Raw genomic sequence first — 16,285 nt, forward strand, 5'->3', positions numbered from 1 at the left:
CCCTCGGCCCGCGCGGCCGCCGCCACGGCCGCGGTGACCGCCGGGGCGACCCGCTCGTCGAACGGCGAGGGGATGACGTAGTCCGCCGCCAGGTCGTCGCCGACCACGGCCGCCAGCGCCTCGGCGGCGGCCAGCTTCATGCCCTCGGTGATCCGGGAGGCCCGCACCTGGAGCGCGCCGGCGAAGATGCCGGGGAAGGCCAGCACGTTGTTGATCTGGTTGGGGAAGTCGGACCGTCCGGTCGCCACCACGGCCGCGTACTTGTGGGCGATCTCCGGGTGGACCTCCGGGTCCGGGTTGGCCATCGCGAACACGAAGGCGTTGTCGGCCATGGAGGCGACCGCCGGCTCCGGGACGGTTCCGCCGGAGACGCCGATGAAGACGTCGGCGCCCGCCAGCGCCTCCTCCAGCGACCCGCTGATCCGCGCCTTGTTCGTCATGGCGGCGATCTCCGCCTTGACCGGGGTGAGGTCCGTCCGGTCGCTGGAGACGACGCCCTTGCGGTCGGCGACGGCCACGTCGCCGATGCCGGCCTCCAGCAGCATCTTCGCGATGGCGATGCCCGCGGCGCCCGCGCCGGAGATCACCGCGCGCAGCTGGCCGAGGGTCCGGCCGGTCAGGCGGGCGGCGTTGCGCATGGCGGCCAGGGTGACGATGGCGGTGCCGTGCTGGTCGTCGTGGAAGACCGGGATGTCGAGGCGTTCGCGCAGCCGGGCCTCGATCTCGAAGCAGCGGGGCGCCGAGATGTCCTCCAGGTTGATGCCGCCGAAGGACGGCGCGAGCCGGGCGACGGTCTCGACGATCTCGTCGACGCCGGTGCAGTCGAGGGCGATCGGAACGGCGTCGACGCCGCCGAACTGCTTGAACAGGATGGCCTTGCCCTCCATCACGGGGAGGGACGCCTCGGGCCCGATGTCACCCAGGCCCAGGACCGCGGTCCCGTCGGTGACCACGGCGACGACCGAGGACTTCCAGGTGTAGTCGTTGACCAGTTCCGGCTGCTCGGCGATGGCGCTGCACACCCGGGCGACGCCCGGCGTGTAGGCGAGGGACAGGTCGTCCTTGTCCCGGACCGGCACGGTGGCCTGCACGGCCATCTTGCCGCCCCGGTGCAGGGCGAAGGCCGGGTCGATCGAGTCCAGGGAGTCCTGGGCGTCGAAGGTGTGGTCACTGCGAGGATTGACGATCTCCGCTGACACGTGTCGTACCCCTTAAGGCTTCTTTGGTTGAGGGTGACCGCTCCGGGTGAGGAGCGGGCGGGCACCGCGCACGGCCATGGAGGGATGCCATGACCGGCCGTACGCGACGGGCGCGCCGCACACGCGCCCCGAGCCCCCGATGTGGGGTGTAAAGAACTTTCTTACCGGACGACGATCGCGAGGACGAGTCCATACCGTGAAGCTCACACCCCAGTGAGATGACTCATGCCCGGAAAGATGGACAAGTCGCCGCAGTCCGGTCTCGGCCACCCGGAGTCAGACAATCACATGTCCGCATTCCGAGACGCGCGGGAGATTTTTCGGCCGGTATCGGAAATGACCGGAGAAGTAACGCCCTTCCCTAGCCCGTCTTGAGCGTTTCAGGCGTGTCCGTTATGCGATTTTGACCTGAGCGATCACTCGAACGAGTGAGTCCGAATGGCAAGATGCGGTCATTGCCCTGCGCGACACCCAAGGCCGTGTGCTCGCGCCCTCGGTTACTCCACCCACCCGCCGGAGGATCCCACCATGACCGCACGCTTCACCCGTCGTCCGTCCGCCGCGCCGCTGAGGCCCGTTGCGATCGGCGCGATCGCGGTCGCCGGCGCCCTGCTGCTGACCGCCTGCGGCGACCAGACCGAGAGCGCCGCCCCGGCGGGCGACAAGTCCTCCACGTCCGAGGCCCCCCTCTTCGACAAGCTCCCCGAGGAGATCCAGAAGAAGGGCGTCATCGAGGTCGGCACCAACGCCGAGTACGCCCCGATGGAGTTCATGGACGGCGGCAAGATCGTCGGTGTCGACCCCGACCTGGCCGAGGCCCTGAGCAAGCAGCTCGGTGTCGAGTTCAAGTTCACCTCCGGCTCCTTCGACGGTCTGATCACCTCGCTGAACTCCGGCCGCTACGACATCGCCATGTCCTCCATCACGGACAACAAGGCACGCCAGGAGGGCCTGGACGACAAGGGCAAGAAGCTCGGCGAGGGCGTCGACTTCGTGGACTACTTCGTCGCCGGCACCGCCGTGTACGTGAAGAAGGGCAACCCCGAGGGCGTCAAGTCGCTCGAGGACCTGTGCGGCAAGACGGCCGCCGTGCAGCGCGGCACGACCTACGAGGACGCGCTGAAGGCGCAGTCCAAGAAGTGCAAGGACGACGGCAAGAAGGCCATCGAGATCGAGTCGTTCGAGAACGACACCGAGGCCCAGACCCGCGTGAAGTCCGGCGGCGCCGTGGCCGGTGTCAACGACTACCCGGTCGCCCTGGAGCTGGCCCGCAAGGCCGACAACGGCAACGCCTTCGAGATCGTCGGCGAGCAGTACGACGCCGGCCCGTTCGGCATCGCCGTCGACAAGGACAACACCCAGCTGCGCGACGCCCTCAAGGAGGCCGTGGACGCGATCATCGCGGACGGCTCCTACAAGAAGGTCCTCGAGAAGTGGGGCGCCGAGTCCGGCGCGATCGACGCCGCCGCCGTCAACAGCGGCAAGTAGCACGGCCGAGGAACGCGCAGGCACGAAGGCTCCACCGAAGGGCAGTCACCATGACTGACAATCCCGTACAGAAGGACACGGCACCCGCTGCCGTGCCGGTCTCGAAGAGTCCGGAAGCGATCAGGGCCATTCCCGTCCGGCACTACGGCCGGTGGGTCGGCGGCGTCGTCGTGGTGGCCCTGCTCGCGGGGCTGGTCTACGCCTTCTCCGAGGGCAACATCAACTGGCAGGCGATCCCCGAGACGATCTTCGACCCGAGCGTGGTCAAGGGCGCCGGGGCCACCCTGCTGATCAGCGTCCTGGCCATGGTCATGGGCGTCGTGCTGGGTGTCGTCCTGGCCGTGATGCGCATGTCCAAGAACCCCGTGGTCAACGGGGTCTCCTGGCTGTACATCTGGTTCTTCCGCGGCACGCCGGTCTACGTCCAGCTGCTGATGTGGTTCAACCTCGGCCTGATCTTCGAGTACCTGAATCTCGGTCCGTTCTACAAGGACGAGATGACGGACGTCATGACGCCGTTCATGTGCGCCCTGCTCGGTCTCGGTCTGAACGAGGCGGCCTACATGGCCGAGATCTGCCGCGCGGGCCTGCTCTCGGTCGACGAGGGCCAGACCGAGGCGGCGCACGCGCTGGGCATGAGCCACGGCAGGACGCTGCGGCGCATCGTGATCCCGCAGGCCATGCGGGTCATCGTGCCGCCGACCGGCAACGAGTTCATCAACATGCTGAAGACCTCGTCGCTGGCCTACGCGGTGGCGTACACCGAACTGCTGCGCGCCACCTCGTCGATCGGTTCCCGCAGCTACGCGGTGATGGAGATGCTCTTCGTGGCCTCCATCTGGTACCTGTCGCTGACCAGCGTCTTCAGCGTCTTCCAGTACTACCTGGAGCGCCACTACGCGAAGGGCTCCAGCCGGAACCTTCCGCCGACGGTCTTCCAGAGGATCAAGGCGAACTTCTCCGGCACCAGGAACGGAGGTGTCTCGGTATGAGCGTCATGGTGAAGTCCGAGGGCGTCCACAAGTCGTACGGCAGCGTCGAGGTCCTCAAGGGCATCGACCTGGAGGTCAGGAAGGGCGAGGTCTTCTGCCTCATCGGCCCCTCCGGCTCCGGCAAGTCGACCTTCCTGCGGTGCATCAACCACCTGGAGAAGATCAACGCCGGCCGGCTGTACGTCGACGGCGAACTCGTCGGCTACCGCCAGAAGGGCGACAAGCTGTACGAGCTCAAGGACAGCGAGGTCGCCCTCCAGCGCCGGGACATCGGCATGGTCTTCCAGCGCTTCAACCTCTTCCCGCACATGACCGCGGCGGAGAACGTGATGGAGGCGCCGATCCAGGTCAAGGGCGTCAGCAAGGCGGCCGCCCGGGAGCGGGCGCACCACCTGCTGGAGCGTGTGGGCCTGGGCGACAAGGCCGGAAACTACCCCGCGCAGCTCTCCGGCGGCCAGCAGCAGCGTGTGGCGATCGCCCGCGCGCTGGCCATGGACCCCAAGCTGATGCTCTTCGACGAGCCGACCTCCGCGCTCGACCCCGAGCTGGTCGGCGACGTCCTGGACGTCATGCGGGACCTGGCCGAGACGGGCATGACCATGGTGGTCGTCACCCACGAGATGGGCTTCGCCCGCGAGGTGGGCGACAACCTGGTCTTCATGGACGGCGGCGTGGTCGTGGAGTCCGGCGACCCCCGCGAGGTGCTGAACAACCCGCAGCACGAGCGGACGCAGTCCTTCCTGTCGAAGGTGCTGTGACCCCGCCCGGCAGCGGCGGCAACGGCTGAAGGGGCGGTACGGGAGATCCCGTACCGCCCCCTCGCGTTCGCCCGGCCGGCTACCGGAGGGCGAGCAGCAGCGTGTCCGAGGGGGAGCACCACACGGGGCGGACCTCCGCGAAGCCCTTCTCCCGCAGCACCCCCGCGTGCCACTCGGCGCTCGGCACGTCTCCGTCGGCGTGCTCGCCGAAGATCTCGAACCGTCGGGCGGTCGGCCCGGCGAGCACCGGGTCCTGGGCGGCGAGCCGCCACCACGCGGCCCAGTCGCTCACGCCGGCCGCCTTGGCCTCGTCCATCCGCGCGTGCCGCAACGCCCGTTCGGCGGCGTTGATCCTCGGGGTGTCGCGGTCGGCCATCCGGTCGGCGTTCATGAAGACGCCGCCCTCGCGGACCAGCCCGGCGACGCGGCCGTAGAGCGCGGCCAGCGGCCCCTCGTGCAGCCAGTGCAGGGCGGTGGCGGTCAGGACGGCGTCGTACGACGCGTGGGGCAGCGCCGCGGTCCAGCAGGGGTCCTTGAGGTCGGCGGTGACGAAGGAGACCCGCTCGTCGCCCTGGAAGGTCCCCCGGGCGATGGTGAGCAGCGCCGGGTCCAGGTCGACGCCCGTGCTGACGGCGTCCGGGAACCGGGCGAGCAGCCGAGCCGTGATACTTCCCGTGCCGCAGGCGAGATCCAGCACCCGCGGCGCGCGGCCGACGAGGGCCTCGACCATGTCGAGCATGATCCGGAACCGCTCCTCGCGGTCCGGCATGTACCACTCCTGCTGCCGGTCCCAGCTGTGCTGCCAGGCCTGCCAGTCGGTGGTCGTGGTAGGGGTCATCTCCGGCCCTCCGTCGTCCCTGCGCCTCGTGGTGCGGCGGCACGGCGGAGAAACAGACGGCACCGCACACCAGGCGTAATACCCTGTAAGCAGGATCAGCCATTACCGGCCGCACATCGGAACCTTAGAGCCCCTGCGTAAGGACTGCAAGTGGAACTGGCCTATTACTCGGATTACGCCGTCCGTCTGGTCAACAGCGAGGAGCCGGCCCGGGGCAGGGACGAACTGACGTCGGTGGAGGCCGTGCGGGACCTGTTCGGCGCCAACCGTTCCGCGGCCCGGCGGGCCACCGACGCCGACGTCACCCGGCTCAGGGCGGTGCGGGGGCGGCTGCGGTCGGTCTTCGAGGCGGCCGACTCGGGCGACGAGACGCTGGCGGTGGACCTGCTGAACTCACTGCTGCTGGAGTTCCCGGTGAGCCCGCAGATCTCCGGCCACGACCACCGGGACGAGGACGGCCGCCCGCTGTGGCACCTGCACCTGGCCGACCACCCGTCCAACGCGACGGCCGGTTACGCGGCGATCGCCGCGATGGGGCTGGCCTTCCACCTGACCGAGTACGGCGTCAACCGGCTGGGTCTGTGCGAGGCGGCGCCGTGCCGCAACGCCTACCTGGACACCTCGACCAACCGCTCCCGCCGCTACTGCTCCGACCGGTGCGCCACCCGGGCGAACGTGGCCGCCTACCGGGCCCGCAAGCGGCTGGAGGCCGACCGGTCGGCGAGCACCGGCCTGACCGAGGAGAGCGCCCAGGCGAGCACCGCCGGCAGCGAACGCTGACCGGGGCGGCGCGGGCGCGCCCGCAGCACCACCCGGGCCAGCACCAGTTCCGGCGGGACGACGCCGTAGTCGGTGCTGTCGCCGCCCGCGAAGGCGTTGTCGCCGAGCACCCACCAGCCGCCCTCCCGGCGCTCCACCGCCCGCTTCACCACCAGCAGGTCCTGCTGGAAGGGATGCCGCAGCACCACCACGTCCCCGGGCCGCACCCGGGCCCCGTAACGCACCAGCAGGCGGTCCCCGTGGTGCAGGGTCGGCACCATCGAGGGTCCGGTGACCTCGGCGATCCCGAAGGGCAGCAGGGCCCGCTCCCGCTCGCTGTCCTGCGGCGACACTTCCGTCATGCCCGGTACCTCCTCGGTCCGCTCCTCCGACAGTCCCATGCGCGGCACGTACTTTTGCCGTACGCCCATGGGGGCACCCGCGATTTCCCGGGCCCTACGGAGTAATGTCCCACCTGAGAAGACGATCACGAGGAAGGATTGCTTCATGCTTTCCCGCCTGTTTGCCCGCAGCGTGAAGGTCAGCGCCCACTGCGACCTGCCCTGCGGTGTGTACGACCCGGCCCAGGCCCGCATCGAGGCCGAGTCGGTCAAGGCCACGCAGGAGAAGATGCAGGCCAACGACGACCCGCACTTCCAGACGCGCGCCACCATCATCAAGGAGCAGCGCGCCGAGCTGGCCAAGCACCACGTCTCGGTGCTGTGGAGCGACTACTTCAAGGCTCCGCACTTCGAGAAGTACCCGCAGCTGCACCAGCTGGTCAACGACGCCCTGAAGGCCCTCTCGGCCGCCAAGGCGTCGAAGGACCCGGCGACCGGTCAGAAGGCCCTGGACCTCATCGCCGAGATCGACAAGATCTTCTGGGAGACCAAGAAGGCCTGATCCTGGCCCTCTTGCAGATGCCCGGCCGCTGAGAGATCAGCGCAGGTCACATCGCAAACTGAAGGGGCCCGGCTCCCCGCGAGCCGGGCCCCTTCAGCGTGTCCACCAAGGCGATGTAGATCAACTGGGAGCTTTTTGGGAGGCGAGCGTCCGGCGCTCCTTCTCCGCCTTCTCCCACTCCCGCTGGAGCAGGGAGACGATGCGTCGGCGCATCGCCGGGGTGACGTGCCGGTAGGTGGTGACGCTGCTGCCGTCCCTCACCTTGTGCCCCATCCGCTCGTCGAGCGCCGGCGCGGGGATCCCGCCTTCCTCCAGCCAGACACGGTGCCCGTGGCGCAGGCCGTGGGGCTTCATCCCCGACAGGCCGGGCACCGCGGGGATCGCGGGACGGTGGCGGCGCCCGCGGATCTGCGGCAGCTCGTCGTGCCCCTCGACGATCGGCTTCCAGAACAGGTCGTAGAACTGACCCTCGGCCCGCTGCGGCCTCCCCAGGGCCGACGGGAACGCCAGCTCGTTGTCGTGACCCTCGAGGACCTGGTGCAGCGCATCGCCGAGGAACGGCGGGATCGGCAGGCGCCGGTAGCTGTGATACTTCGGCGGCCGGAGCGTCCAGCCGCGGCCCTTCAGGTAGTGCCCCTGGTACTCCACCTGGACGACCTGGTCCAGCGGATCCCGGTCCGGGCCGACGAAGCAGTGCTCCCGGTGGAGGGCAGCGATCTCCGCCAGGCGCATGCCCGTGAACGCCTTGGTGAGGATCATCGCGTAGCCGACGTCGCCGCGAATGACGCGCGCGTTCTCCGCCAGGAGCAGGGCCTGCAGCGGCGTCGGGTAGACGTAGTCGTCCTCACGGGACTCCTCCGGCTCGTACTTGCCGCGGCGCCGGCGCGCGGCGGGCACCGGGTTGACGCCGACCAGGCCCTCCACCACGGCGTCGTCCAGCATCATGCGCCACGTCATCTCGATGTTCTGCGCGTAGTTCCGGCTGTGCTTCGCCCGCAGCTGCTTCATCCAGATGCGGTGGTCGCTGGTCCGGACGTCGGCCACGGCCACGCGGCCCCAGCGCGGGAGGATCTGAGCGCGGACCCTGCTGCGGTAGGTGCCGTCGCTCAGCTCGTCGACCTCGATCATCGCCAGCCAGGTCTCGGCCCAGTCCGCGACGGTGGTCCGGCCGGCCTTCGGATCGACGAACTTCCCCTCCGCGGCTGCGGTCTCCAGCTTGCGGCCGTACTTCAGAGCAGCGGTCTTCGTGTCGAACCCGCTCGCGGAGCCCTCGGTGCCGTCCGGCTTCCGGTACTTGACCCGCCACGCTTTGCCCCGCTTCTCGGCATAGGCCATGTATCACTCCAGATGCGATCATGCACGAAGGGGCGGGACCCAGTACCCATGGGTCCCGCCCCGTTCGCGTGCCTTCAGGCGGGCTGGCCGCCCTGAGCGAGCACTCCCTGCGCCGCACGGCTCAGGACGTGCTCCAGGCGCTGGGCCTCCTCGTCGGTGACCAGGTCCTCCTGGACCCAGACGACGACCGCCCCGCGTTCCCCGCTTTCCCCATCGAGGTACGCACGGCCCGCGTGGGGAATCTCCGGAACGCGCACTACCTGGACCCGCATACGCGGCCCCCTTACCTACCTGGTCGGTGCCACCCTCCATGCAGGTAAGCGGAATGTAACCACATGAGCACTCCCTATGCACAGAGTTGCGCTAACTCCCCGGAAGCATCCTCCGCAGCTCGCGCTGCGCCTTGGCCCAGGCGCTGAGATCCTCCCGCACCTGGTCCGGCTGAGCCGGTCCGTCCCCGCGCTTCACGACCAGTGTCATGACGGCCGAGGAGCCGTCCTTACGGAGGTCGACGATGTCGGTGTCCATGACCTCGCCGTCGGCCAGCTCCTGGAGGACGCGCGCGGGGAGGCGGGCGACGAGCGCCTTGGCGAGTTCGGTGACGGCGTCGGCCTGGACGGCCTGGGCAGCGGTGTCGGCGCTGTCTTCTCGCAGGACTGGCTCTCCGCCGGCGAGGACTGACTCGATCGAGTCTTCGGTCCAGCCGACCTCGTGCGCGTAGCGGCGGATGGTGGGGGTGATCCGCTTGCCCGTGCCCGCTTCGACCGCCCGGAGGGCGTTGCGGCCGACGCCGATGCGTTCCCCCAGGTCTGCCTGAGAGAGGGCGAGGCGGTCCTCCCTCGCGGTCCTGAGTAGGGCACCGAGGCGCGCCCAGTCCTGAGTCATGTGGCACATCATGCCGCAGCGTGATGCAACACGCTACGCCCGCTTTCGGCCGCCTACCTGCACTTTACCTGGCATCTCAGGTGGCACATGTTGCATATGCCGGACACGAGTGCCCCGTCACGTGGCACTCGATGCACTGCAATGCACCGTGATGCTTGCCGATGCCGCTACCTGTTGCTACGTTTCTCTCGTGACACCGAACGGAACGGCGATAAGAGCACTCCGCAATGCACTGAAACTGAGCATTCGGAGCGTCGCCCGTGACGCCCACTGCGACCCGTCGCACCTGTCCCGCCTGGAGCGGGGCGAGGCCGGAATGGGAGAGCCGGGGCTGCGCCGCATCGCTGCCGTCCTCGGAGTCTCCGTAGCAGCCATCAACAGGGAGGAAGAACCGTGACCGCGACCAAGACCCGGGCCGCGACCAAGACGCGGGCCGCGGCCCGTGCGGCGGAGGAGCAGCTGCTCCGGCACTACACCGCCAAGGAGGCCGCAGCGCTGCTGGGCGTCTCGCTGAGCTGGGTGATGCACCGCGCCGCCGAGCGCTCCATCCCCTGCACGTACATCGCCCGCAAGCTCCGCTTCACCGCCGAGCACATCCGCGCCATCTCCAGCGCCGGCGAGGTCACGCCCGGCACCCGCGGCCGCCGTCGCGCCGCCGCCTGACCCGCCCGCAGATACGCCGAAGGGCCGCTCCGACTTCCCGGCCTGAGCGACCCAGCGACTCGGCGACCCCTACGACAACGACGAAGGAGAGGCCACCAGTGGCCAGTATCCCCCAGACTTCCCCGGCCGCGCGCTTGCGCGCCTACCTCACCGAGTACGGCTACAACCTCGACTGCACCTGCGGGGAGTGCGGCTCTTGCTTCCTCCGCGGGGCCGTCGACCAGCTCGCCCCGGCCGCCCCGCCGGCCGCCGACCTGGCCGCGATCGCCGCCCGCGCTGCCGCCGCGAGCCCCGCCCCGTGGTCGCTGCAGTACATGCTCTGCGACTGCTCCGAGGACTGCGGGCATGGCCGCTACGTCTCCCTGATCAAGACGACTGCCGGACCCGCCACCGAACTCTGCGACCTCCCGAATGAGGACTGGGAGCTGATGGTGCACGCCCGCACCGACGTGCCCGTCCTGCTGGCCCGCGTCGCCGAGCTGGAGGCGCAGGCCGCCACCGTGCGCTTCGAGATCTTCACCGAACTGGCCGCAGAGGCAGACGAGTGGGGCGGCTACATCACTCAGCAGGAGCTGCGCCGCAAGGCCCGCGAGGCTGCGAACCGTACCGCCGACTCCGCCGTCCCGCTGCCGGGCAGCCCCGCCCACGCGGCCGGCGCCGACCAGCCCCTCACCCTCGCCACGCCTCGCGTGCTGGCCGAGGTCGGTCGCGAGCGGGTCCGTCAGGACGAGAAGTGGGGTGAGCAGAACCACCCCGATGGCACCGGCATCGTCCCCGAGCAGAAGAAGCTGGCCGACAACGCGCGAGCCATGTGCCAACAGGCGTTCGCCGAGGGACGTGGCGACTGGGCCCACGTGCTCGTCGAGGAAGTTCGCGAGGCCCTCGCCGAGTCCGACCCGGCCGCGCTGCGCACCGAGCTGATCCAGGTCGCCGCCGTCGCCGTCGCCTGGGTCGAGGCCATCGGTCGCCGCACCGACGCCGAGGCCGGTGAGCAGGTATGACCAAGGAGCTCACCGCCGAACAGCTCGCCGAGCTTAAGCCGCTGGCCGGCGTCATCGAGACCGCGATCCGCGACACCCCGATTCGCCTCGGCACCGACGACTGGGGCACCACGCTCGCCGCTCGGGTTCTTGTCGACGTGGCCGCTTACATGGGTCGCGTCGTCAGCACCGAAGTGCCGGTCACCATCTACCGGGCGTCCTACGACGGCTCCGAGATGGGCCTCTACACCAGCCGCGAGGCGGCCCGTGCGCACTGCGAGACGCTCCTGCGCCGCGAGGTCGGCGAGGAGATGCTCCTCGGCTGGGTTCCGGACCACGGCGGCGGCGACGCCCCGGAGGAGCTGTGCACCGGCCACGACGTCGAGTGCAGCGGCTACTGGATCGCGCCCGTCACCGTCCAGGCCGCCTTCCAGGCCGACGCCGAGGCCGGTGAGGGCCAATGAGCAGCGTCTACGTCATCACCATCGGCGACACCCCGAGCATCGCCGCCACCACGCTGGAGGCCGCGGTGGCCTCCGCGCTGGCCGAGAAGTCGCGCTACGACAAGCCGGGCGAGATCACGTACCGCTGGGACGAGTACCTGCCGGGCCAGGTGTGGCGGCTCATGTCCCGCTCCACCAGCCGCAAGGGCCGCATGGCCTGGACCCAGTACGCCGTCCACGCCGTCCCGCTCGACGCCGAGGCCGGTGAGGGCCAGTGACCGCCGCGCACACGCCCCGCCGCATTCAGCGGCGCCGCACCAAGGGGTGGCGGAAGCCCGACAACTGCGTGATCGTCAGCCGCCCCAGCCGCTACGGCAACCCCTGCAAGGTCGGCCTGATGCGGGAGATGGGCTACGTCGACCCGCACGCCGCGGCGGTCGGGAACTTCCGCATCTGGCTCTACGGCTCCCGCCTCGACGCCCCGACCGACGAGGCCGACCTGCACCGCGACCGCATCCTCGACGGCCTGCCCAGCCTCCGCGGCAAGGACCTCGCCTGCACCTGCCGCCCCGATCAGGCCTGCCACGCCGACGTGCTGCTCCGCCTGGCCAACTTGCCCGTCGCCGAACTCGACGCCTGGATCGGCAAGGTTCGCGCCCGGGTCGACCTGCACCGCGCCACCTGGGGCGAGAAGCCCTTGCACCCCCTCAGCGCCGAGGCCGCCGAGGCCGTCCGGTGACGCCGCCCGCGGTCCTCGCCGCCACCGCCGACGCCCCCCTCGTCCGGCTCCCCGCCCTGCTCTCCGCGCTCGGCCTCGTCGAGAGCCTCGCCCAGCCCCTGCCCGCCGCCGACGACGTGCTCGCCGGCATCGCCGACCTTCCCGACCTCCAGGAGAACCGATGAGCCTCTTCCGCCGCCGTCGCGCCTACCGCGCGCTCATCCGCGTCCAGGCCCACATGCTCGCCGACCGCGACGCCACCATCGTCCGCCTCACCGGGCGCGTCACCGAGCTCACCCGCCGCCTCGAGCAGACCGAGCCCCGCCCGCGGACCGTCATCGTCACCCCGGCCGCACCGGCCACCGCCATCAGCGCCGACGACATCACCCGCGTGCTCGAGGACAACGACCGCGTGATGAAGGGGGTGCAGGCGTGAGCGTCCTCCCCCTCCGCGGACACGGCCGCCGCCGCGCCACCGACGCCCTCACCGCCGCCCGCGCCACCGAACAGCAGCTGCGTGCCGCACTCGCCGACGCCGGAGAGAAGGTCGCCGACCTGACCCGCCGACTCGACACCGCCACCCGCCACCAGGCCGACGCCGAACTCCTCGTCGTCGCCCAGCAGGCCGACCTCGACGACGCCCGCACCCGGTGCTCCCTGCTGGAGGGCGAGGCCGCGGCGCTCCGCCGAGAGCTCTTCACCCTCCGCGCCGCCGACGCCAACGCCGACGCGGTCACCGTCCGGCCCTGGGAGCGCGACACCAGCGACCCCGCCGACCAGGCCACCACCCCCATCGACGTCCGCACCCTCCGCGACGCCGCCGCCGCCGGCCTCCTCACCCACCTCGCCCGACCGCACAACTGACCCACCCCTCAGCACCGTCCGGCCGCCGCTGACCCGCCGCGGCGGCCGGACGGACCAACCACCCAGGAGCGCCACCGTGCAGATCGACCCCAGCCAGATCACCCGCGACGACGCCCAGCACGTCCTCTACCACTTCGGCCACGGCGGCTGGCGGCCCGGCTCCGGCACCACCGCCATCATCCACGCCTTCACCGCCGTCGACCCGAACCACTTCCGGCGCCTGGCCCTCGGCTTCCCCGGCCTCGCCGCCGCCATCTGGATCGCCCAGAACACCGAAGACGGCATCGACCGCCTGCAGCAGATCGCCGACGGGACGGCCGCCTGATGAGCTCGCTCGCCTTCATCGACACCGAGACCTTCGGCCTCAACGCTGCCAAGCACGCCCTCTGGGAAGTCGCCGTCATCCGCCGCGAGAACGGCATCGACACCGAGCACCTCTGGCAGATCAAGCCCAGCCAGTGGGAACTCGAAGAGGCCGACCCCAAGGCTCTCGACATCAACCGCTACCACGACCGGGCCGCCCTCCCCGACGGCTACCAGGCCGGCGACATGACCCACGCCTGCGGCCTGCCCCACCCCATGAAGCGCGACGAACTCCGCACCACCCTGCGGGACCTTCTCGCTGGAGCCATCCTCATCGGCTCCAACCCCGCCTTCGACGCCGCGTTCCTCCACGCCTTCCTCGACGAGTCGCCCTGGCACTACCGCACCATCGACATCGCCACCCTCGCCGCTGGCTACCGGTTCGGCCAGGCCTCCAGCGGCGCCTACGGCGGCGACTTCCTTTTCCCTGACGACCTGCCGACCCACCCCTTCTCGTCGTACAAGCTCTCCCGCGCCGTCGGCGTCGAGCCGCCCGCCCCGGGAGCCGCCCACACCGCCCTCGGCGACACCCGCTGGGCCCGCGACGTCTACGACACCATCACCCGCACCCCGTACAGCGGCGAGGCCTCCGCATGACCGCCGAAGCTGAAATCGAGGCCGGCCTGTACGACATCCCCGCCGAGCTCTACCACGCCGACCCCATCCCCGGCGGCAGCCTCTCCTCCACCGGCGCCCGCACCCTCATCAAGAAGTGCCCCGCCGTCTACAAGTGGCAGCTCGACAACCCGCAGCCCCACAACAAGGCCCTCGACCTCGGCACCGCCGCCCACAAGGTCGTCCTCGACGACGGACCCGAACTCGTCGTCGTCGACGCCCCCCGCTGGGACACCGACGCCATCAAGGAGGAGGTCGCCGCCATACGGGCCGCGGGCAACATCCCGCTCAAGCGCCACGAACTCGACCAGGTCAACGCCATGGCCACCGCCCTCCGCCAGAACGAAGAAGCCGTCCGGCTCCTCGCGCCCGGCTCCGGCGCCGCCGAGCAGTCCGGCTTCTGGAACGACAACGGGGTCTGGCGGCGGGTCCGCTTCGACTGGCTCGGCGACGACGGGCAGATCGTGGACTACAAGACGGCCCGCTCCTGCCGCCGCGAGGACCTCGAGAAGGCGTTCAACGAGCACGGCTACCACCAGCAGCAGGACTGGTACGAGGAGGCCGGCGCGGTCCTCGACGTCGCCGACCCCGAACTGCCCATGCAGTTCGTGGTGCAGGAGAAGGACCCGCCGTACCTCGTCGTCGTCACCACCTGCGACCCGATGGCCCGCGGCATCGGCCGCCACCTCAACACGGTCGCCCTCAACACCTACGCCATCTGCCGCGAGCGCGACGAATGGCCCGGCTACCTGCCCAACCCGATGATCGCGCTCCCCGCCTGGGTCGAGCGCGAGTACGCCTAGGAGCACCCCGCATGTCCCAGCTTCCGCCGCCCGTCCGCACCGCGCCGCGAGCCCAGCAGACCGAGGCCGCCGCCCCGTTCGGGTTCGCCCCGGCCAGCAAGGCCGGCCGCAAGGCCCGCGTGTCCATCCAGGGCATGTCCGGCTCCGGCAAGACGTGGACCGGGCTCAGCATCGCCCATGGCCTGTCCGGAGGACGCAAGTTCGCGGTCATCGACACCGAGAAGGGCGCGGCCAGCCTCTACGCCGGACACCGCGGCATCCAGTTCGACAGCTGCCAGATGGACCGCTACGACCCCCGCGACCTGATCCGCGTTCTCGACTCCGCCGCCCAGGCCGGCTACCCCACCGTCGTCGTCGACAGCCTCTCCCACTTCTGGAAGGGCACTGACGGCACCCTCGACCAGGTCGAGAAGGCCAAGTCCAAGTACGGCGGCAACAAGTTCGCCGGCTGGAAGGACGGCACCCCGCTCCAGAACGACATGGTCGCCGCGATCCTCGACTACCCCGGCCACGTCGTCGCCTCGATGCGTTCCTACACCGAGTGGGTGCTGAACGGCGGGAACGTCGAGCGGGTCGGCATGCGGCCCGAGCAGCGCAAGGGCATCGAGTACGAGTTCGACGTCGCCCTGGCCATGGACCTGGACAACACGCTCGAAGTCCTCAAGTCCCGCTGCCCCGACCTCAATCGGAAGGTCATCAAGCGGCCCAACGGCGCCCGCGACATCGCCGCCCCGATCCTCGCCTGGCTCGCCTCCGTACCCGAGCCCACAGCGGCCCCGGCCGATCAGGAGACCACAGCATGACGCAGCTGCAGTTCCCTCTCCCGATACCCGGCACCGTGTCCCCGGCCGCCGGCGAGGCCGCCAAGGCCGACGGCATGGCGGCCGCCCAGTCCGCCACCCCCATCACCTGGGCCGCCGCCTGCCAGAACGCCATCCGCGAGATGGCCCGCCGCGGCAAGCCCTTCCAGGCCGCCGACCTCCTCGCCGAGGGCCTGGTCGACGAGCCCGCCAGCCCCGCCCAGTGGGGCCCGCAGTTCGGCATCGCCGCCAAGGCCGGCGTCATCCAGCAGGCGGGCGCCGTCCCGTCGAAGCGGGCCACCGTCCACCGCAGCCTGTGCCGACAGTGGATCGGCACCGGCACCCGGGAGGCGGCAGCATGACCGACCACGTCCCGTCCCGCGCCTGTTACAACGCCGGATGCCGCCTCCCCGCCTGCCGGGAGGAGGGTGCCCGATACCGGCGGCGCCTCGCCTACGACCACTCCCAGAACGTCCGCCGCCTGGTCGACGCCACCCAGGCCCGAGTCCACGCCGAGCGCCTCGTCGCCCGAGACTGGACCCACCGCCAGATCGCCGACGCGGCAGGGGTCGAGCGGTCCACCGTGACGAAGATGCTCAGCGGCAGGCCCATGGTCAGCCGCAGCGCGGCCGCTGGCATCCTCTCCGTCCCCCTCACCCACAAGCCGCGGGCCCCGCGCCACCGTGTCGACGCGACCGGCACCCGCCGCCGCATCCAGGCACTGATGGTCCTCGGCTACCCCGTTGAGGCACTGGCCCCGCAGGTCGGTGTCCAGGCGGAGGCCATCCACCTGGTGGCCATGGGCGAGAGCAGCCGCGTCGAGCGCGGCACCGCGGCCGCCGTCGCCGCCGCATACCGCAAGCTCCTCGCCCGCCCCGC

At 70.6% G+C, this 16,285-nt stretch carries 26 protein-coding genes; 20 read left to right on the plus strand and 6 right to left on the minus strand.

Features of this window, described 5'->3' with window-relative positions; all coding sequences use genetic code 11:
* Nucleotides 1–1,199 (minus strand): NADP-dependent malic enzyme (locus HW445_RS04780; protein ID WP_180219775.1); only part of this gene is annotated, 1,199 nt, incomplete at its 3' end.
* Between the two features lie 528 nt (nucleotides 1,200–1,727).
* On the opposite strand from HW445_RS04780, the gene HW445_RS04785 reads away from it, so the two are divergent.
* The 3 genes from HW445_RS04785 to HW445_RS04795 are packed head-to-tail and all read left to right on the plus strand — an operon-like array spanning nucleotide 1,728 to nucleotide 4,437.
* Nucleotides 1,728–2,687: an ABC transporter substrate-binding protein gene (locus HW445_RS04785; protein WP_180219776.1), complete on the plus strand. Its 960-nt coding sequence runs from the start codon at nucleotides 1,728–1,730 to the stop codon at nucleotides 2,685–2,687.
* Nucleotides 2,688–2,737: 50 nt separating this feature from the next.
* Entirely contained in the window at nucleotides 2,738–3,679 is a 942-nt protein-coding gene (locus tag HW445_RS04790) for an amino acid ABC transporter permease (RefSeq protein ID WP_180219777.1), read from the plus strand.
* Nucleotides 3,676–4,437, plus strand: coding sequence for an amino acid ABC transporter ATP-binding protein (locus HW445_RS04795; protein ID WP_306673273.1), 762 nt, complete (start codon nucleotides 3,676–3,678; stop codon nucleotides 4,435–4,437). Before HW445_RS04790 ends, HW445_RS04795 begins: the two co-directional genes overlap by 4 nt.
* Nucleotides 4,438–4,516: 79 nt before the next feature.
* Here the strand turns inward: HW445_RS04795 and HW445_RS04800 are convergent, their stop codons facing one another.
* Nucleotides 4,517–5,275 (minus strand): trans-aconitate 2-methyltransferase, encoded by a 759-nt coding sequence (locus HW445_RS04800; protein WP_180219778.1) that lies wholly within the window; start codon nucleotides 5,273–5,275, stop codon nucleotides 4,517–4,519.
* A 150-nt stretch (nucleotides 5,276–5,425) separates the two neighbouring features.
* On the opposite strand from HW445_RS04800, the gene HW445_RS04805 reads away from it, so the two are divergent.
* Nucleotides 5,426–6,055 (plus strand): ABATE domain-containing protein, encoded by a 630-nt coding sequence (locus HW445_RS04805; protein ID WP_180219779.1) that lies wholly within the window; start codon nucleotides 5,426–5,428, stop codon nucleotides 6,053–6,055.
* On the opposite strand, the gene sodX is transcribed toward HW445_RS04805, so the two are convergent.
* Nucleotides 5,959–6,396 carry a nickel-type superoxide dismutase maturation protease gene (gene sodX / locus HW445_RS04810; RefSeq protein WP_180219797.1) on the minus strand — a complete coding sequence of 146 codons (438 nt, stop codon included), beginning with the start codon at nucleotides 6,394–6,396 and terminating at the stop codon, nucleotides 5,959–5,961. The two genes, HW445_RS04805 and sodX, sit on opposite strands and share 97 nt — an antisense overlap.
* A gap of 145 nt (nucleotides 6,397–6,541) precedes the next feature.
* On the opposite strand from sodX, the gene sodN reads away from it, so the two are divergent.
* Nucleotides 6,542–6,937 (plus strand): superoxide dismutase, Ni, encoded by a 396-nt coding sequence (sodN, locus tag HW445_RS04815; protein WP_151771321.1) that lies wholly within the window; start codon nucleotides 6,542–6,544, stop codon nucleotides 6,935–6,937.
* Between the two features lie 120 nt (nucleotides 6,938–7,057).
* On the opposite strand, the gene HW445_RS04820 is transcribed toward sodN, so the two are convergent.
* The 3 genes from HW445_RS04820 to HW445_RS04830 form a co-directional block, all read right to left on the minus strand.
* Nucleotides 7,058–8,272 carry a tyrosine-type recombinase/integrase gene (locus tag HW445_RS04820; RefSeq protein ID WP_180219780.1) on the minus strand — a complete coding sequence of 405 codons (1,215 nt, stop codon included), beginning with the start codon at nucleotides 8,270–8,272 and terminating at the stop codon, nucleotides 7,058–7,060.
* Nucleotides 8,273–8,346: 74 nt separating this feature from the next.
* Nucleotides 8,347–8,544 carry a hypothetical protein gene (locus HW445_RS04825; protein ID WP_180219781.1) on the minus strand — a complete coding sequence of 66 codons (198 nt, stop codon included), beginning with the start codon at nucleotides 8,542–8,544 and terminating at the stop codon, nucleotides 8,347–8,349.
* A 91-nt stretch (nucleotides 8,545–8,635) separates the two neighbouring features.
* Nucleotides 8,636–9,157: a helix-turn-helix transcriptional regulator gene (locus HW445_RS04830; protein WP_180219782.1), complete on the minus strand. Its 522-nt coding sequence runs from the start codon at nucleotides 9,155–9,157 to the stop codon at nucleotides 8,636–8,638.
* Nucleotides 9,158–9,308: 151 nt separating this feature from the next.
* Between HW445_RS04830 and HW445_RS34350 the strand changes: the two genes are divergently transcribed.
* The 15 genes from HW445_RS34350 to HW445_RS04905 form a co-directional block, all read left to right on the plus strand.
* Entirely contained in the window at nucleotides 9,309–9,554 is a 246-nt protein-coding gene (locus tag HW445_RS34350) for a helix-turn-helix domain-containing protein (protein ID WP_374939604.1), read from the plus strand.
* A complete protein-coding gene (locus tag HW445_RS04840; protein WP_180219784.1) occupies nucleotides 9,551–9,820 on the plus strand; it encodes a helix-turn-helix domain-containing protein in 270 nt (89 codons plus the stop codon). The genes HW445_RS34350 and HW445_RS04840 overlap by 4 nt, the downstream gene beginning before the upstream one ends.
* A gap of 98 nt (nucleotides 9,821–9,918) precedes the next feature.
* Nucleotides 9,919–10,821 carry a hypothetical protein gene (locus HW445_RS32710; protein ID WP_218956574.1) on the plus strand — a complete coding sequence of 301 codons (903 nt, stop codon included), beginning with the start codon at nucleotides 9,919–9,921 and terminating at the stop codon, nucleotides 10,819–10,821.
* Nucleotides 10,818–11,264 carry a hypothetical protein gene (locus HW445_RS04850; protein ID WP_180219785.1) on the plus strand — a complete coding sequence of 149 codons (447 nt, stop codon included), beginning with the start codon at nucleotides 10,818–10,820 and terminating at the stop codon, nucleotides 11,262–11,264. Before HW445_RS32710 ends, HW445_RS04850 begins: the two co-directional genes overlap by 4 nt.
* The gene (locus HW445_RS04855; protein WP_180219786.1) at nucleotides 11,261–11,521 is read left to right on the plus strand and encodes a hypothetical protein; all 261 of its coding nucleotides are present in this window, start codon (nucleotides 11,261–11,263) and stop codon (nucleotides 11,519–11,521) included. The genes HW445_RS04850 and HW445_RS04855 overlap by 4 nt, the downstream gene beginning before the upstream one ends.
* Nucleotides 11,518–11,982 carry a DUF4326 domain-containing protein gene (locus HW445_RS04860; RefSeq protein ID WP_180219787.1) on the plus strand — a complete coding sequence of 155 codons (465 nt, stop codon included), beginning with the start codon at nucleotides 11,518–11,520 and terminating at the stop codon, nucleotides 11,980–11,982. Before HW445_RS04855 ends, HW445_RS04860 begins: the two co-directional genes overlap by 4 nt.
* The gene (locus tag HW445_RS04865) at nucleotides 11,979–12,146 is read left to right on the plus strand and encodes a hypothetical protein (protein WP_180219788.1); all 168 of its coding nucleotides are present in this window, start codon (nucleotides 11,979–11,981) and stop codon (nucleotides 12,144–12,146) included. Before HW445_RS04860 ends, HW445_RS04865 begins: the two co-directional genes overlap by 4 nt.
* A complete protein-coding gene (locus tag HW445_RS04870; RefSeq protein ID WP_180219789.1) occupies nucleotides 12,143–12,397 on the plus strand; it encodes a hypothetical protein in 255 nt (84 codons plus the stop codon). The genes HW445_RS04865 and HW445_RS04870 overlap by 4 nt, the downstream gene beginning before the upstream one ends.
* Nucleotides 12,394–12,825: a hypothetical protein gene (locus HW445_RS04875; protein WP_180219790.1), complete on the plus strand. Its 432-nt coding sequence runs from the start codon at nucleotides 12,394–12,396 to the stop codon at nucleotides 12,823–12,825. Before HW445_RS04870 ends, HW445_RS04875 begins: the two co-directional genes overlap by 4 nt.
* Nucleotides 12,826–12,901: 76 nt before the next feature.
* Complete coding sequence (locus tag HW445_RS04880) at nucleotides 12,902–13,150, plus strand: hypothetical protein (protein WP_180219791.1); 249 nt, start codon at nucleotides 12,902–12,904, stop codon at nucleotides 13,148–13,150.
* The gene (locus HW445_RS04885) at nucleotides 13,150–13,785 is read left to right on the plus strand and encodes a hypothetical protein (protein WP_180219792.1); all 636 of its coding nucleotides are present in this window, start codon (nucleotides 13,150–13,152) and stop codon (nucleotides 13,783–13,785) included. The genes HW445_RS04880 and HW445_RS04885 overlap by 1 nt, the downstream gene beginning before the upstream one ends.
* Nucleotides 13,782–14,606, plus strand: coding sequence for a PD-(D/E)XK nuclease-like domain-containing protein (locus HW445_RS04890; protein ID WP_180219793.1), 825 nt, complete (start codon nucleotides 13,782–13,784; stop codon nucleotides 14,604–14,606). The genes HW445_RS04885 and HW445_RS04890 overlap by 4 nt, the downstream gene beginning before the upstream one ends.
* Nucleotides 14,607–14,617: 11 nt before the next feature.
* Nucleotides 14,618–15,409: an ATP-binding protein gene (locus HW445_RS04895; protein WP_180219794.1), complete on the plus strand. Its 792-nt coding sequence runs from the start codon at nucleotides 14,618–14,620 to the stop codon at nucleotides 15,407–15,409.
* On the plus strand, nucleotides 15,406–15,768 hold the full coding sequence (locus HW445_RS04900; RefSeq protein WP_180219795.1) for a hypothetical protein: 363 nt from the start codon (nucleotides 15,406–15,408) through the stop codon (nucleotides 15,766–15,768). The genes HW445_RS04895 and HW445_RS04900 overlap by 4 nt, the downstream gene beginning before the upstream one ends.
* On the plus strand, nucleotides 15,765–16,285 hold a 521-nt coding region (locus HW445_RS04905; protein ID WP_218956575.1), incomplete at its 3' end, for a hypothetical protein. The genes HW445_RS04900 and HW445_RS04905, both read left to right, overlap by 4 nt.

Source organism: Streptomyces sp. UH6 (assembly GCF_013421635.1).
Lineage (GTDB): Bacteria > Actinomycetota > Actinomycetes > Streptomycetales > Streptomycetaceae > Streptomyces > Streptomyces abyssomicinicus.